The sequence below is a fragment of the Sphingopyxis sp. EU05-FHT14B03 genome (assembly GCF_058790875.1).
Window position 1 is genome coordinate 49968 of the sequence record NZ_JBYTDC010000006.1, and the last position, 15250, is coordinate 65217.

The window sequence follows — 15250 nt, forward strand, 5'->3', positions numbered from 1 at the left end:
GAAGGCGCCAAAAAAGAGCTGGCGAAATTACGGCGTGCTCGCCGAGCGTAGGATTTGGCTCGCGGGAGCCGGGCCTTTTCGTTCAAGCGCGAACTCGCTGACCTCGAGCTTTTGTCCGACCTGCGCGACTATGACCGGCGCAACGCGAAGATCGAGCCGCTCCTTCACGCGCTCTTCGAGAATGAACAGCGGGCGCGCAACCTTCTCTCCGAGTGCGATCGGGTCGGTCACCTCCGGGCCGCCCCCGGCGAGCAATATCCAGTCGCTCGCCCGCGCGTGGCCAAGCGCCCAGTTCAGGTCGCGCGAATGAACCACGATCAGGCGCTGCGGCATCGACACATAGGTGAGGGGGTTGAAGGTGTAGCCTTTGGGATAGAGCAGTTTGCCGTCGTCCAACCGGACCTCAAAATCGAGCGTGTGGAACGGCACGACGCTTCGTTTCCTGTTCGCGCGCGCAACGCCGAGTGCGGCTGACTGCATTGCGCTCCACTTCTCACGCGGACCGAAACGACCCGCGATGCTTTTCGGCTGCTGCGCAACGCGCGCCTCGATTTCAGAAAGGGCATCGGGTTCAGCGATCGCCCAGGTGCGCCCGACCGCCGCGGTCTGTCCACGCGCCGTGGCGGCGATGACGAATGCCCCAAACACGAGCATCAACGAGGTGCCAAACTGCCAGGCGGCCACTCGAATGCTACCGCGATCATGTTCCACGACGATATCTCCTCCATCTTTCTCGCGGATCGGAGCTGCCAACACCGATGATCGCACCGACAAGTGAAACCAACGAGAGAAGGCTCAGCACGACGATGAGCGATCGCGGCGAGTTCGCGATTGGGCCGGGCGCGGCGAAGAGGATGAGGGCTTGCGCCTGGCCGAGCATCAGGCCACCGACGGCCAACCTGACCGCGATGGGCGAAGGAGCGTGGGAGAGGAGGCCGTTCATCGTGTCCGCCGATGACCGCGCCACCGGAGCATCAGACCGCTCGTCACGGACGAGAGCCAGATCAGGAGCAGCCCGCTTGCGAAGCAAGCGATTCCGACCGTCACCGACGCCTGCGTAAACAGCGACGTCGGCTGGTCAACCAGCAGTCCGGCGATGAGAACGAGGCCAGCCATCATGACGGATTCGATCATGACGAGCCGGAACCGCCAACCCAGTGCCTGCCGCTCGGCCACTGCCGCAACGGCCGCGTCGAACAGCGCCCGATCGGCGGGCAACATGGCGTCGAGCTGCATCGCTAGCTCGTCGGGATGGAGCGAAGGCCGCTTCATGCCGCTGGCTCCGATGCTCGCGGCAAGTCGCGGCGATCGCCCAATATCTCGCGGGGATCGACGTCGGCGAGCTCGCACACAGCCTCGAGCGGCGATCGCCCGGCCCGGATCAGTGCTTCGAACGCCGCGACTTCGCCGGGCGCGCTGGTGTTGATCCAGTAGCTGAAGGGATCGACGACAAGCCGCGCGACCCCGAGCCCGAGCGGAGAGTCGATGAAGACCTCGCTATAGTTCGGCTTGTTGTTGCGGACCGATTTCAGGAGGTCGAGGACGAACCCGGAATAGTCAAGAATTTTGCTCTCGACAGCACGATCATAGGTGGAGCCTTGCAGGAGGAACCGCGTCGCCGCATTCTCGAGGATGACTTGGCCTGTGCCGCCGAACAGCGTGAGGTCGTTCATAGACTGGAGGACGATGCCGAAGCTGCCCTGATATTTGCGGGCACGGCGGTAGCCTTGTGCGAAGGCTTCAGCCAGCCGCGACAGATCCTGACCATCGCTTTTCGTCATGAACTGCGCTGCTTCGTCACAAAGCACGAAGCGGGGCCGGTCGCGCGCCGAGAGGTAGAGCTCCTGCGTCACCGCATTTACCACCACCATGACGATGACGTTGAACAGGTCAGGCATGGCTTTCAGCCGCTCGAGCTCGAGGACGACGAACTCGTCGGCGGAGATGTCGAAGGTCGACGGCCCGTTGAAGAAGTGCCCGTAAGCGCCATCCGAGCCGAAATCCCTGAGATTGAACGCGAGCTCGCGCGCGACCGGCTTCAGATGCTCGACACGGTCGAGATCGGCTGCGGCAAATTGCGGATAGGCACCGAGCCAGGCGCGGACCCAGTCGATGCCTTCATCGGCATAGCCCCCATCGATCGTCCACTGGACGGCCGACTTGATGAGATTCCATTCTGAGGTCGAAACGCCTTTGCGCGTCGCCGCGTTCGCCATCTCGGCAACGATCGCGACCGCCATCGCGATCGCCGAATGCTTGTCCTCGCCGTCGAGCGCGAGCCCGAGGTCGAACGGGTTCAGAACCAGCCGTTCCTCGCCGACGTCGATATAACGACCCGAGCAGAGGGTGCAGAGCTTGCGGTAGGAACCGCCAATGTCGATGATGCGGATGAGGGCGTTCTGGGCATAATATTGCCGGCAGAGATCGTTGAGGAGGAAACTCTTGCCCGCGCCGCTTTCGGCCGCGACCACAAAATTATAATTGTTGATGCGCGGATCGAAGAGGTCGAGTGTGACGAGCTGACCCTTGCGGCCCACATAGAGCAGGGCAGGGCGGCCGCCTCCGCGAAAGTCGGTCTGGATCGGCACCATCAGCGCTGCCGCCTTCACCGGCATCCGGAAATCGCGCTCGAGCATCTTGATCGTTCGGCGCTCGGGATAAAGGCCGAACGGCAGGCTCGCGGTCAGCAAGATCGGATTGAGGTAGGATTCTTCCTGCACCATCCAGGGCAGCGGTTCACTTTCCCAGAGGCGCTTGGCGCGCGCGGCCATCTCGCGGGCGTGATGGGAATCGCGGCCGAACACCCAGACGGTCGGCATGACCGAGACGAAACGGCTGTTGCCGGCCTCGTCGAGCACCCAGCCGATTTCCTCGATCTGTTTGCCGACCTCGACCGCAAAGCTGCCCGCCGCTTTCTGCGCCGACAATATCTGGGCGCGCTTGTGAATTTCGAACTGCGAATGGTCGAAGAGGATGTTGAGGCAATAGAGGAAGGGGCCGCCAATCTGGTCGCTGTCCTCGGCGCTCCCGCGCATCCCGCCCATCAGCCGGTTCATGCGTTCCGCGGTAACCCGCCTCGCCGGCGCTTTCGGCGTCAGGCAGCGTGCGACCTGGCCCCCGAGGAACACTTCGGGTCCGTCGAAAGCGAGATCGGGTCCGGCATCGACGATCTGCTTGCGGATCGGCGGGGCGGGGTGCCCGGCTGCACCGCTGGCGAATACGCCAGGAGCGTCCTCGAAGACGCCGTTGAAGATACGGCGATAGAAGGAGATCATTTCGTGCGGCTCGACGCGGCGAATGCCGAGCTTGGCAAGCTGCTCTTCGATCTGGCGGCGCAGGTCGCTGTGCATGGGGGCGCGCGTTTTGACAGCGAGGAAGGTCCGGAAATCACGCACCGGAATGCCGTGGAGCGCGCCAAGCCCGTCCCGGCCTTCGTTCAGATAAGCGTGCGTCCGGCGCGCCGATGCCTGGATCAGCGGATCTGGCCGGGTCTTGAGGTCGAGATAGGCGTCGAGCGCTGGCGCAATCAGCGGGTCGGCGAAGCTGATAAGCTGGACGACGCTGTTCTCGGGAAACTGGACGTTGAACAGGCCGAGCAGCGCCTGGTGAACATGCGCGAACATATAGGCGGCAGGGGTCAACTCCCAAGCATAGCCCCAGCCATCATCGATGCAGAGAAAGGCTTCCTCTTCCTCGACCCAGGCGACGAGCGGGAGGAAATCCGAATAGCGGTCGCGCGCAACGGCGCGGTGCAGGTCGGAGAAGGTAAGACCACCGCCGGTTCCGGGCGCCTTCATGGCCGCGGCTCCGCGCGCGCGGGCACAACCGGCGGCGTCAGTTCGCTTCCGGGCACCTCGCGGATCTGCTCGAGCACCGGCACGCGCGCCGCGGCTGAGACCAGCGGCACGAGATAGCCGCCGACGACCCAGGAGGGGGTCTCGAGCACCGAATAGACGAAGCGCGACATGTAGAGCCGGTCGGGCCGGTTCCGATCGGCATAGGGCAGGATCAGTGTTCGCACCGCCTGCGCCGGCCGCAGCATCGGCGTCTCGGGCGCCTCGATCAGCCCCTGAAGCTCCCGGTAGACGCTGTCGCGGTAATCACCATAGGCATCAGCATCGCTGCGTCCTCGGCGCGCGGTGCCGCGCTGGTTCGCCTTGAGCAATATCTTGTCGCGTGTCACCGCCGGGTCCGAACGCGAAGCCCGGCCCTCCGCCGCATCCTCATAGGCTTTCTCGGGATGGATGCACTGGCCGTGATCGTCGTTCTTGCAGCTGAACTTTTCGCTGTACGGCGACATCGCTGAGCCGAGCGTTGCGCACCCTGAGAGTGGCAAGACGCCGGCAAGCAAGAGTGCGGCTGAGCAGAGGCGCGCGCGGCGCCGGTTTGACATATCGGTCATCGATATTCCTCCGAGGATGGGCGGGGGCATCAGAACTTGCTCCCGGCGGTCGGCTTGATCTCGAGCGTGACGCCTTCCTGGATGACGACGACGACGTCCTTGGCGGCGCCCACTTCGACGATAGGTCCCGCCTGCCGCGCGAGATCGAGATAGAAGTCGGTGAGCTTGTCGGACGACTTCGAGAGGCCGCCGGCGATCCCCACCTTGGCGGCGTCGCCGACATCGAGCGTCCGCACCGAACCCAAGGCCGATGTCGACACGTCACCGACCGTGTTCTCGACCGTCTGGCTGATCCCGCTGATCGTGCCGGCGATGAAGGCGCGCGCGAGACTCGCGCCGGCGCGCGTTACCACCTTGCCCGACAGCCCCTTCTTGCCGTCGGTGTCGACGAAGAAACCCTTGATCGGCTGGTCGACCACCGAGCGTTCGTCGAAATCGACGCAGGACAGCGACACGAGCTGGACCTCGACCCGCTCCTTGGCGAGGCTGCCCGTTGCATTGCCGATGACGAAGCAGCCCGAGAGATTGGCCTTGACGTCATTCGGCAGCACGGCGGGCGCCTGGACGCGCGCAATCAGCGGTTCGGGGTTCGAGGTAGCATCGCGGCTCGCGAGCGCGTCGATCCCGGTCAGCAGCCGCGCTTTCATGAAACCAGGCGGCAAATAGATCGTCCGGGTCTTTTTTTTAGCGCCAGACTGTGCATTCTTGCCGTCGGCTGCGGCGCTTGTCCCGAGAGCGGTCACCGCGGTGCCGATCCCGCCGACGGCCTTTTCAACCGGGGGCGCAGGAGGAGCAGGGGGCGCCGCCGGTGGTGAAGGAGGTGGCGGGATCTCGCCTGTCGCGATTTCGGCATCGCCGGGCGCGGGTGGATAATCTGGTATCGCGCCCGGCAGAGCCGGGGGAAGCCCGGGGTCGCCGTCGGGAGGTGCGCCTGGCTTGCTGCCGGGCACGACCTTGCCCTCCTCGATCGCGGTGACGCGGTCGCCGAGCAAGGTCTGGCCATCGAGGATCTTCTTCAGGTCGCCTCGCAGCTTGGTCTCGAGGCTGTCGCCGCGCAGACCGGCGCCCATGTCGAGCTTGGTCGCCGCTGGCGCCTCGGGCGCCTTCTCATCTCCGCCTGTACTCGCCGTGTAGAGACCGGTTCCGAGCATCGCGACGACGCCCGCGACACCCAACTGCTTGGCGCGCAGCTTCTGTTTCGAACTCAGCGTCGCCCAGCGGTCCTTGAATGCGAGAAGAGCGGGGCCGCGAGTGGCCTCGGGCGGAAGCGGTTTGCCGACCTCGCCGAGATCGAGCGGCTCTTGTTCGGGCGTGTCGTTCATTCGCCGTCTTCCCGGCGGATCACGATCAGCCGCGCGTCTTCGCCCGCCTTGAGGCTCAGTCGGTCGAGCGTGACCGCGAAGATGTCGGTGCCGAGGGCGCGGTCTAAGAACTGCCGTTCCTCGAGAACGGCGTCGCTATCGCTGGCGAGACGATACTCGGAGACGGAAAGGCCGGAGCCTTCAATCGCGAGACGGCGCCGCTCGACCAGCTGCGCCGAAGGGATGGCGGCAATCGTGATCGTCCCCGACCGCGGCGCTATCTCGGTGAAGCTCGCCGGCACGCGGTCCTGAAGCATTGCCAGCGTGACCGACACCGCCCGCTCTTCTTCGACGAGCGGACCAAGCAGTTCCTCGTTCGCCCGCGCGAGCTGCGGCCGTCCGGGCGTAAGCGTGACCGTTTGCGCGGGAATCTCCGCGGGTTCGGCATAGAGCGGATAGATGGCGCCGTTGCAGTTGATGAAGAACTCCGAGGGCGTCGTCACATAGCTGCGCGTTACCATTCCCATGTCGTCGACCTCCTTGACGAGGAACTTGACCCATGCGTCGGAGCCCGCCCGCTCGACCGCGATCGCCTTTTCGGCCGAGAATTTCACATCCTCGATCTCGCCGCCGACGCAGACGATATGATTGACGTCGCGGTTTGAGAGGCGGATCGTGCTCATCTGGTCGGGAAGGACGGTGATGGCTTGCGCCGATGCGGGCGCGGGCAACAGCAGCGCGGCAACGGGCAGCGCCGCCGCGAGCCTAGCGAGGCTGGACATCGAATTTCTCCTCGGTGAGCGCGACGAGCCAGAAGCGGCCATTTTCGACGGCGTAGCGAATGCGAAGATCGCCGCGGAACTTGCGGATGACGCCGCCGATCACGCGAACCTTCTCGATTGGCACCAGGATGTCGCGGTCGGTCCACTGCACGGGCTGGTCGGGGCGGATGTAGGTCGCGATTGACAGCGTCGGATTGTTCGCGAGATCGTCCAATATGCTGTTCAGGCTGTCGCGCATGCTGTTGTACGCCGATGGGTGGACGATCGAGAGCAGTTCCTGGAACTGCCGGTCGGCCGAGTAGGCCGAATAGGTCCCGGCGAGCGCGACGATATTGCGCGTCATCGTGCGGATATAGGCGGCCGATGGCTTCGAGCCGGTCACATAGAGATCGCCGCCCGAACCGAACGGCACGACCACCGTGCGCTCTTTCTGGTCCGAGCTGTAAATCACCGCGCCAAGCACCGCGGTAATGCCGAACAGCCCGACGATCGCGAACTTGAGCAGCCGGTTCTCTTCGAAGAGGTTCGATGAGCCCTGAATGTAACGATGGATCCCGAAGCTGGCGGGTTTACCGAGCAGCGGGTCGACCGGCGCGCTTCGGGGTTTGCGATGACGCGAGAACATCTGCGGCCTCACTCGTAAAATCGGGTTTGGGTCGGACCCGGATAATGGCGAAAGTGAAGCATCCCCCAGCGCCATGCGAGATGGGCGAGGAAACCGCGCGGCTGCGCGCGCTTCCATGGCAGGAAAAGGAGAAGGGCCGCGATGAACGCCCAACCGACCAGTCCGCCGACGATGACGGCGACGAAGATGGTGGTGACCACCAACACGAACTCGTCCGATCCGAACCACAGGATCTGAACCGGCTTGTGCAGATATTGGGGCAAGCGTTCGTCCATCGACCCTTCTCCTCCTGCTACGGTCCTCACCAGCGAAGCAAATCGAAAGCGAGGACGAGGGTCCGGGAGCACTTCCTCCCGGTGACCGGAACGTGGGCGAGCGTGGAACCCGAATGCTTGCCCACGTTCCGATGCCGTCAGATCACCATGCCGAAGGTCTGAAGGATGCTGTCCGCCTTGATGAGGCAGACGGCAGCGACGATCGTCGGGATGCCGATCATGATATTGCTGAACAGTCGCGACACGCCGAACAGGAAGGCGGCGACACCCCCGACGAAGCCGAGCGGGCCTTTGACACCCTGGTTCACGACAATGTCGTAGATGTCGTAGCCGAGATCCCCCGCCACGGGCGCGGTAAAGGCGTGGACGCTTGCCGCGAGGAGCGACAGAAGCAGGACCGGTACGCCGACATCGGCGGCCGAAAGTACGGTTCTGGTAAGTTTTTTGACCATGGATGATTGCTTTCTTGGGCATTGGGCCGCCCTGAACTCTGCCTGCCGGCATCGATGGTGATCGTTGTCGGCCGACGGCGGTGCTGGACGGCCCGAAGGGGCGTCGCCGCCGGCATTCCGGTGCGTTGGGACCGAGAGCGATGATGCTCTCTGCGTCCGAGCAGCCGCCATGAAGAGATGGAATTCAGCGAGAAACACGGTTGGTCTTCGCCGAGGATAGGAATGCCTCGATCTCGGCCTGCTGAAATCCTGAGATGAGCTTGCCCCCCACGATCAAGGTCGGCGTCCCGCTGACGCCAGCGGCGCTGACCACTTTGGCGTGAGCTTCGACCTTTCCGCGGCCTTCAGCGCAGGTTCGCAGCGCTGTCGGGGCGGCACCCGAATAGATGGCTTTAAAGGCTACCGCCTTATCGACTGAGCACAGGATGTGCTCGGACTTTGCCGCGGCTTCCGGATGGATGCCGCTCACGAAGAATATGAGACGCCGGACCGGTTTTCCCTCGGCGGCCTTCGCTGCCCAATATCGATTAAGCGCGCGACAATAGGGGCAGTCGGGATCGGTAAATTCGATCACCGTCGGCGCATCCTTGGGGCCGATTTCAAGCGCCTGTGAGGAGTCTATCGATTTCAGACGGTTGGAGATGCCGGCTTCCTGCGCGAGGGCTGTCAGATTGACGCCGTTCTTGTCGAAGATCGACGCGAACAAGAGATGCTCGCTCTCGGGCGCATAATAGACGATCCGGCCGCCAGCACTCGCTTGATAGATCGCGCCTTTCACCGGCGCCGGTTCGAAATCATCGAACTGGAGATTTGTGAAGGTTTGCTTGAGTTGCTGCTCCGCCTCCGCTGCGGCTTTTGCCAGCAACACCTTCTCCGTCTTCTCTTGTGCACTAACGACCGGCGAGGCGAGAAGTGCGGCCGCCGCCAGTAAGACGGCAGGTTTCTTGAAGGGGCCGTTCGCCGATAATGACGATAACCGGAATCGAGGCGCAGCACGATCGTTCGCGGAATCGCATGACATGAGTCCTCCCTGGCGCGACGGCGCCCGTTCGATGTGGGTTGCGTGAACGTCCGATGAGGCAGCCAGTGATAAGTCAGCCGGTCGGAACGGAGGGATAGATGGACGCGCTGTGAGCCAGCGGCAATCGTGAGGGCAGGCGCGTTCCCCAAGGCGGCACGATTGTGCCGCAGCCGAGCATCGTGATTCCAACTTTCATATTGGAATCAATGAATTGAAGGGAATTGCGTCAGGCGCGACACAGACTGAAATCGTTGAAGATGAACGAAGCTAATAGACTGAAAGCATCTCTACTTGCTGTGTCGCTCAGCGATAGCCAGCCTCGCATGGAGCGCTAGCGCACCACATACTATTCGGACGGAAGCTCATGTCGGACACCAGGACATGCGAGAAGGGCGGCGTCGCTTCGCTGGATCAGCTCAAGGAGTTCTCTGGGCGGCGCATCGAAAGCGAGCGTCTTCGCCGTCGCTTGAGTCAGGAGCATCTTGCCCGCAGAGTTGGATTGAGCGTTCGTTGGCTACGAGAGATCGAGAGCGGTAACCCGGCCGTGGCGCTCGATGACCATTTACGTTGCGCAGCGGCGCTCCGTCTCGCGCCCGCGTTCGTCCTTCTTCCCTTGTTGGACCCTGACTACAGCCAAGCTTCGTCGATCGATCCAGCGCCATTCGAATGGGCCGACATCGAATATCTGATCTGGACTCATATCGGCAGACGAGCAGGATGGGCTGCACACCGCGGCGAATTTGAACGCGCCCAGGAACCTCTGCGCGCCGAGGTTCGAGTCCCTGCTGAAAATCAGTCAAGAACAGCACAATCTTTACCTGCTACTCAGGATAGGAGCTAAAATTGCTACTTCTGAAAATTTGTCAAGTGAACCAGGGACAAGGATTTGCGTACCCGAGTTGCATTGCGATCAGAACGACGAAGTTTGGGGCAAACCGACATCCCAGGATCGTCCAGAACTTGCCAAGATACTCGATGGCTTCTGAGCTGCTACCCGTTTCTGGACCGCCCTGCTGGCAGCCTTCCAGCGTGCTGACATCAGGGCGGGCCATGTGCCGCTGATGCCAACATGAGCGATATCGGTGATTTGTTCTCGATCGCGCTGTGCGGTCGTACCTCGTTGTAGTCCCTACGCCAAGCCTCGCATTTTCGCACCGCGTCATCCAGGCTCATGAACCAGTGGGCGTTAAGGCATTCCTTGCCGTTGAAGCTCTCGATGAACGCGTTGTCGGTGGGCTTGCCAGGCCGCGAGAAGTCGAGCGTCACGCCCTTCATGTAGGCCCACAGATCGAGCTCGCGGGAGATAAAATTCGCTGCCATTGTCAGCCCTGATCGAGGCGGGATAACCCACTTGCGCGCAGCCCCGTTCCAGCACCTCGAACACATCCGGTGTCCGGTGCAGGCGCGATTGCCGCTCGACGACGTGTTCATCGCGCTGAAGGACGTGATCCCACACCTGACACGCTCGTCGCTGCACCGTTGCCTGCAACGCCACGGGATCAGTCGGTTGCCCAAAGCCGATCGGGAGAAGCCGAAGAAGTTCAAGAAATATGAGATTGGCTACTTCCACGTCGATATCGCGGAACTGCGCTATGAAGGCGGAAGAGGCTTCCTCTATGTCGAAGTGGACCGCACCTCGAAGCTGGTGTTCGCCCGCATCTATCGCCGGGCGACCAAGCTTGCCGCGGCAGCCTTCCTGCGCGTGCTTATCAAGACGGTGCCATACAGGATCCGTAAGCGCTAATTTACCCCCACATTTTCGAATGTTCTGAGATCGTTATGTTGCGCGCCTTCTGTATCGGGAGCGTAACTAGCGATGGGCGATGTAACGACGTTCGAAAGTAGCTTCGAAAGCAACGGGAACGGTCGTGCTCGCCCGATGGAGGTGATCCCGGCGGGTCGCGAGCGTCGGCAGTGGACGCCGGAAGCGAAGGCCCGGATCATCGCCGAGAGTATGGCGCCGCGGGCGAACGTCGCGGATATCGCGCGCCGGAACGATATCCTGCCGCAGCAGCTCTACGCCTGGCGCCGGGAAGCGCGCGAACGGATGGAATCGGACGACGCGCCGGCCTTCGTTCCGGCGATGGTCGAGGAGCCGAAGGCGCAGGGCAGCGGCGCCGAGATCCGCATCAACATCAAGGGCATGACGATCCGCATTCCCGACGGCGTGACGGCCGACCATATCGAGCGGGTGCTGCTGGCTGTGCAGGTGTCGACATGATCATCCCGCCGGGACCGCTCAAGGTGCTGGCGGCGGTGAAGCCGGTCGACTTCCGCAAGGGAATGGTGGGCCTGGCGTCGCTCGTGCAGCACGAGCTGAACCGCGACCCCTTCTCCGGAATCATGTTCGTGTTCCGCTGCAAGCGCGCCGATCGGATCAAGCTGCTGCTATGGGACGGGACCGGCCTGGTGCTGGTGACGAAGCGGCTCGAGACGGGCACGTTCCGCTGGCCGCGCTTCGGCGACGGGGTGATGAGCCTTACCGCGGCGCAGGCTTCGGCGCTGATCGAAGGGCTCGACTGGGCGCGTGTTCATGCCCCGCGTGTGGCGCGTCCGGTCATGGCGTTATAGGCCGTGAAAATGACTCGTCTTGCCGCACAAAACGGGCAGAAAACCGCGAAATAATGTATCCATCCGCACCATGAGCGAGGGGGTGGAAGAGCTGCCCGACGACGTCGAGGCACTAAAGGCGATGATCATCGCCGAACGGCTCCGCTCCGCCCGGCTCCAGCACCTTCTTGATGTCCTCAATCGCATGCACTTCGGCAAGCGGTCGGAGAAGATCGACAGCGGCCAGCTCGCGCTGGCGCTCGAAGATCGCGACGTATCGATGGCCGAAGCTGAACTGCTGGTCGAACAGGGCGAGGAAGCCACCGGCATCGCGCCGCCGCGGCGCAAGCGTGCGGCGGACGAACCCGCGCCTCGCTGCCGGCGCATCTTCCGCGTCACGAGATCGAGATCGCGCCGGAGGCCGGCTGCTGCGCGGGCTGCGGCGGTGCGCTGCACCGGATCGGCGAGGATCGGTCCGAACGACTCGACATCATCCCCGCCCAATATCGCGTCATCGTGACGGTGCGGCCGAGGATGGTGTGCCGATCGTGCGGCGATAGCGTCGCGCAGGCGAAGGCTCCCGCGCATGTGGTGCCGGGCGGCCTGCCGAGGGAAGCGCTGCTCGCCGATATCCTCGTCAAGAAATACGCTGATCACCTTCCGCTCTACCGGCAGGCGCAGATGTTGGCGCGCCAGGGCGTGACGATCGATCGCGCGACGCTCGCGGGCTGGGTCGGCCGCGCGGCGGGCTATCTGAAGCCGATCGTCGACCGGCAGAAGGCGGAGCTTCTGAAGAGCGATCGCCTGTTCGTCGACGAGACCACCGCGAAGGTGCTGGCGCCGAGCAGCGGCAAGACGAAGACGGGCTACCTGTGGGCGATGGTCCGCGACGACCGCCCGCATGGCGGGGTCGATCCACCCGCGATCGTTTACAGCTACATGCCGGGCCGGGGCGGCATGTGGGCGGCGAAGCTCCTCGGCGAGTATCACGGCATCCTGCAGGTCGATGGCTATGAAGCCTATGGCTAGTTTGGCAAGGCGGGCCGTCCCGGCGGACCCTCGGTGCTGGCCTATTGCTGGGCGCATGTTCGCCGCGGCTTCTTCGACGCCGGCGGCAAGGGCGATGGCGCGCCGATCGCCACCGAAGCGCTGCACCGGATCGGGCTGCTCTACAACATCGAGCGCGAGATCCACGGTCGCACGCCCGAGGAGCGCCTTGCCGTCCGCTAGGCGCGGGCCAGCCCGATCGTCGACGAGCTGCATGACTGGCTCGACGCCAAGCGCCGGCGCATGTTCAGCGGCTCGCCGACCCTCAAGGCGATCAACTATGCACTGAGCCACTGGGCCGGGCTCGTCCGGTTCCTCGACGATGGCCGGATCGACATCGACAACAACCCGGTGGAGCGGTCGATGCGGCCGATCGCACTCCAACGGAAAAATGCGTTGTTCGCGGGCCACGAACTGGGCGCCGAGAACTGGGCGGCGATCGCGTCGCTGATCGAGACCTGCAAGCTGGGTGCGATCAACCCCGCCGCCTACCTGGCCGACGTCCTTGCCCGCATCGTCACCCGCGGCGACGGCGAGCCCATCGATGACCTGCTACCTGGGAACTGGGTCGATACAAAGGCCGCCGAAATGACGTTCGAAACGAGTGCCACCGCCAACGCCGCCTGAGCAAAGCACGATCGAAATTAGATACAACGAAATTAGGCGCCAGCTTCTAATCGAAGCCCGCGCCCGTCCGCCCCGCGTGGGGGAAAATTATCGCTTACCAGGATCCACACCATCCTGACAGATAACGTCCTATGTTAGGAAGGCGTAGCGGAAAAAGGCCAGCAGATCTCGTTGCGCCGAGGGTGATCGGCGCTGGTGATTTTATGATCCAGATGGCTTCCATCGTCAAGGAAAGCACTCTCGGCCATAGCAAACACAGGATCCATCGATTGTCGAGGTCGTGGTCCTCACCGTCCTTAAGATGAGATGCGCATGCCAGATGGAAGGCCCAAACATTATCTACAGGGTCGCGCCAAGAGATCTTGGCACGCCCTCACGGCACAGCAGAGAGGGGTCCTTCCATCTGGTGTCCGCCCGTTCAACGAACGGACGGTACTCGGTTCCCGTCTTGATGACGGCGTGCACGACGCGGGCCATCTTGGCGGTGAGAGCGGTCATCGCCTTGCGGCGTCGATCAGGATCGTCGGCATGCCCGGCAACATAGCGCCCGAGCTTGTCGCGGAAGCTGTTGTTGGGCTGCCGGATCGCAACCTGGGTCGCCATCCAGAAGGTGCGTCGCAATCGGGCGCTGCCGTACTTCGACAGCTTGGTTCGTCCGCGGAACAGGCCTGACTGTCGGGTGGCGAGATCGAGGCCGCAGAACTTTAGAAACTGGCGATGGTGGCCGAAACGGCGCAGGTCGCCGGCTTCCGCCAGGATCGTCAGGGCATTGATCGGGCCGATCCCCGGGATCATGCGCAGGAGTTGATAGTCGCGGTTCGCGGCCAGCGCATCATGGGCGATCCGCTCGATCTCGTTGCGCTGCCGAATAAGGGTGCGTGCCTGAGCGATGACCATGCGGAACATTTTGACGGCGGTGGAATCTTCGTCGATCGGCAGCGCCATCGACGCGCAGGCCGTCTCGTAAATGTCGTTGACCACCCGGGCCTTGGAAACCTTGCGACCGATCAGCGGCCAGACCTGTTCGGTGAAATCCTCGCGCCCGATCGAGGCGATGCTGCCCGGAGTCGGAAAGCGCTCGATCATTGCCAGGAACCAATCTGATCGGCTGTTCCCCGCGAAGCGCTCGATCTCCGGAAAATACAGCGGCAGATAATGCGTCAGAATCCGGTACCATGTCTGGGTCTTCGCCTTGGAAATGGCTTCGTGTGTCTTCGACATCTCCTGCAGATCGTTGATGCCCGCGGCCAGCGGATCGACATAGCGCTGGGTCGCGCCGATCCGCAGCATATGCAGGATCTCCTGCGCGTCCTTGGAATCATTCTTGTCCCAGCCATTGTGCAGGGCTTCTCGGGTCCGGGCCAAAGCAACCGAGGAAATCAGGCGCAGCTCGAAGCCGGCGGTCAGTAATCGATGCGCCAGCGTGCGGTGATAGTTGCCGGTCGCTTCGAATCCGACGATGACGGGCCGGCCGATTGCGGTCAGCTCGTCCGCGAGCCGGTCATAGTCCGCCTTCGTCGCCATCACGGTCATACGGCGACGGCGGCCGCCTTCCGGTCGCTCAAGGAGAATCTCCTGGCGGTGCTTCGCCATATCGATCGCTACCAGCACGGCATCGGGTGGAGTAGAATTACGCTTGGTCATGATCGGTCAGCCTCCAAAGGGTTGTGTCGACAACTTCTCTTTAGAGACCTGCTGGCCGATCATGGCTGCCTTGATGAAGCCGGCGGGCGCTACGCGCCCTTGTCTCCATCAAGGCATTGTGGCCCTTCGATAGGCCGCTTCCCAATGTGCTACGGCGTACAGTTCGTGCAGCGGGACCAAGGCGGCCCACTGGGATGGATCGGCCATATCTTCGGCCGTGTCTGCGAGCAGAACGGCATCGAGCATCGCCTCACCAAGCCCTATCACCCATGGACCAACGGCCAGGCCGAACGGATGGTGCGCACCATCAAGGAGGCCACCGTCAAATCCTTCCGTTACACGTCGATCAATGAACTGCGCCGCCATGTCCGCGACTGGCTCGTCGCTTACAACTTCGCCAAGCAGTTGAAGGCTCTGCGCTTCAAGACAACCTACGAGGCCATCGAAGAGCTCCGGAAATCCAAGCCAGATATCTTCAATATGAAACCACACCATCACATGCTGGGACTAAACACCTAACAGTC

Annotated in this window: 14 protein-coding genes and 5 pseudogenes; 6 read left to right on the forward strand and 13 right to left on the reverse strand. The window is 62.9% G+C overall.

The genetic code is table 11. From position 1 onward, the window contains the following. Positions 1-27 precede the first annotated feature (27 nt). From AC3WS4_RS24365 to AC3WS4_RS24415, 11 genes are all read right to left on the reverse strand, one after another. Positions 28-654, reverse strand: a complete 627-nt coding sequence (locus AC3WS4_RS24365) for a conjugal transfer protein TraW (RefSeq protein ID WP_039581035.1) — start codon at positions 652-654, stop codon at positions 28-30. 46 nt (positions 655-700) lie between these two features. Beyond that, positions 701-943: a hypothetical protein gene (locus AC3WS4_RS24370; protein ID WP_054724994.1), complete on the reverse strand. Its 243-nt coding sequence runs from the start codon at positions 941-943 to the stop codon at positions 701-703. Then, positions 940-1272: a hypothetical protein gene (locus tag AC3WS4_RS24375; protein ID WP_039575486.1), complete on the reverse strand. Its 333-nt coding sequence runs from the start codon at positions 1270-1272 to the stop codon at positions 940-942. The genes AC3WS4_RS24370 and AC3WS4_RS24375 overlap by 4 nt, the downstream gene beginning before the upstream one ends. Next, positions 1269-3797 carry a TraC family protein gene (locus tag AC3WS4_RS24380; RefSeq protein WP_039575485.1) on the reverse strand — a complete coding sequence of 843 codons (2529 nt, stop codon included), beginning with the start codon at positions 3795-3797 and terminating at the stop codon, positions 1269-1271. Before AC3WS4_RS24380 ends, AC3WS4_RS24375 begins: the two co-directional genes overlap by 4 nt. Next, positions 3794-4402, reverse strand: a complete 609-nt coding sequence (locus AC3WS4_RS24385) for a TraV family lipoprotein (RefSeq protein WP_039575484.1) — start codon at positions 4400-4402, stop codon at positions 3794-3796. Before AC3WS4_RS24385 ends, AC3WS4_RS24380 begins: the two co-directional genes overlap by 4 nt. 29 nt (positions 4403-4431) lie before the next feature. Then, on the reverse strand, positions 4432-5724 hold the full coding sequence (locus AC3WS4_RS24390) for a TraB/VirB10 family protein (protein ID WP_039575483.1): 1293 nt from the start codon (positions 5722-5724) through the stop codon (positions 4432-4434). Next, positions 5721-6485 carry a type-F conjugative transfer system secretin TraK gene (locus AC3WS4_RS24395; protein ID WP_039575481.1) on the reverse strand — a complete coding sequence of 255 codons (765 nt, stop codon included), beginning with the start codon at positions 6483-6485 and terminating at the stop codon, positions 5721-5723. Before AC3WS4_RS24395 ends, AC3WS4_RS24390 begins: the two co-directional genes overlap by 4 nt. Further along, on the reverse strand, positions 6469-7110 hold the full coding sequence (locus tag AC3WS4_RS24400; protein WP_039575480.1) for a TraE/TraK family type IV conjugative transfer system protein: 642 nt from the start codon (positions 7108-7110) through the stop codon (positions 6469-6471). The genes AC3WS4_RS24395 and AC3WS4_RS24400 overlap by 17 nt, the downstream gene beginning before the upstream one ends. Before the next feature lie 8 nt (positions 7111-7118). Continuing rightward, the gene (locus AC3WS4_RS24405; protein WP_039575478.1) at positions 7119-7385 is read right to left on the reverse strand and encodes a type IV conjugative transfer system protein TraL; all 267 of its coding nucleotides are present in this window, start codon (positions 7383-7385) and stop codon (positions 7119-7121) included. 137 nt (positions 7386-7522) lie between these two features. Next, the gene (locus AC3WS4_RS24410; protein ID WP_039575476.1) at positions 7523-7837 is read right to left on the reverse strand and encodes a hypothetical protein; all 315 of its coding nucleotides are present in this window, start codon (positions 7835-7837) and stop codon (positions 7523-7525) included. A gap of 184 nt (positions 7838-8021) precedes the next feature. Further along, the gene (locus AC3WS4_RS24415) at positions 8022-8858 is read right to left on the reverse strand and encodes a DsbC family protein (RefSeq protein WP_081997359.1); all 837 of its coding nucleotides are present in this window, start codon (positions 8856-8858) and stop codon (positions 8022-8024) included. A gap of 364 nt (positions 8859-9222) precedes the next feature. Between AC3WS4_RS24415 and AC3WS4_RS24420 the strand changes: the two genes are divergently transcribed. After that, positions 9223-9699: a helix-turn-helix domain-containing protein gene (locus AC3WS4_RS24420; RefSeq protein ID WP_081997358.1), complete on the forward strand. Its 477-nt coding sequence runs from the start codon at positions 9223-9225 to the stop codon at positions 9697-9699. Positions 9700-9896: 197 nt separating this feature from the next. Here AC3WS4_RS24420 and AC3WS4_RS24425 read toward each other — a convergent pair. Beyond that, a pseudogene (locus AC3WS4_RS24425) lies at positions 9897-10245 on the reverse strand (integrase core domain-containing protein); the annotation flags it as partial. Positions 10246-10251: 6 nt separating this feature from the next. On the opposite strand from AC3WS4_RS24425, the pseudogene AC3WS4_RS24430 reads away from it, so the two are divergent. The 4 genes and pseudogenes from AC3WS4_RS24430 to tnpC all read left to right on the forward strand — a co-directional run. Next, positions 10252-10590 (forward strand): annotated as a pseudogene (locus AC3WS4_RS24430) (transposase family protein); the annotation flags it as partial. 84 nt (positions 10591-10674) lie between these two features. Next, a complete protein-coding gene (gene tnpA / locus AC3WS4_RS24435; protein WP_081997356.1) occupies positions 10675-11079 on the forward strand; it encodes an IS66-like element accessory protein TnpA in 405 nt (134 codons plus the stop codon). Beyond that, positions 11076-11429 (forward strand): IS66 family insertion sequence element accessory protein TnpB, encoded by a 354-nt coding sequence (gene tnpB, locus AC3WS4_RS24440; RefSeq protein WP_039575474.1) that lies wholly within the window; start codon positions 11076-11078, stop codon positions 11427-11429. The genes tnpA and tnpB overlap by 4 nt, the downstream gene beginning before the upstream one ends. A 70-nt stretch (positions 11430-11499) precedes the next feature. Then, a pseudogene (gene tnpC / locus AC3WS4_RS24445) lies at positions 11500-13082 on the forward strand (IS66 family transposase). A 335-nt stretch (positions 13083-13417) separates the two neighbouring features. On the opposite strand, the pseudogene AC3WS4_RS24450 reads toward tnpC, so the two are convergent. Further along, positions 13418-14726 (reverse strand): annotated as a pseudogene (locus AC3WS4_RS24450) (IS110 family RNA-guided transposase). 153 nt (positions 14727-14879) lie between these two features. Between AC3WS4_RS24450 and AC3WS4_RS24455 the strand changes: the two are divergent. After that, positions 14880-15245 (forward strand): annotated as a pseudogene (locus tag AC3WS4_RS24455) (integrase core domain-containing protein); the annotation flags it as partial. Positions 15246-15250 lie beyond the last annotated feature (5 nt).